1 pseudogene is annotated in these 386 nt (G+C 56.5%); it reads left to right on the top strand.

Annotation, left to right across the window (positions count from 1 at the left end):
• A pseudogene (locus RVY79_RS17870) lies at positions 1 to 327 on the top strand (capsule biosynthesis protein); the annotation flags it as partial.
• Positions 328 to 386 lie beyond the last annotated feature (59 nt).

The following is a 386-nucleotide window of genomic DNA, read 5'->3' as shown; positions in this document are numbered from 1 at the left end:
CTGGAGAAGCAGATTCAGGAAGCGACAGGCGGTGTGACCGGGGTCAAGGGTTCGTTATCGGACAAGACCGCTACCTACACTCGACTTCAGTTGGACTCGCAGTTTGCCGACAAGCAACTGGCTTCCACCATGGCGGCGTTGGAGAATGCTCGTGCTGAAGCGCAGCGCAAGCAACTCTATTTGGAGCGTCTGGTGCAGCCGAACCAGCCGGACGTGGCGATTGAGCCGAAGCGCCTGAAGCAGATATTTGAGGTGTTTGCTCTTGGAATGATTATATGGGGTGTCCTGAGCTTGCTGCTGGCCGGTGTCCGCGAGCATCACGACTAAGATGCGCGCAGTCCATCACGACACACCTTTGCTGAGATCGCTGCGTATTCAACTACGCG

The sequence above is a fragment of the Chromohalobacter sp. HP20-39 genome (assembly GCF_033052815.1).
Lineage (GTDB): Bacteria > Pseudomonadota > Gammaproteobacteria > Pseudomonadales > Halomonadaceae > Chromohalobacter.
Note: the sequence above shows the minus strand (reverse complement) of the source record. Positions and strands in the feature narration are given on the sequence as shown.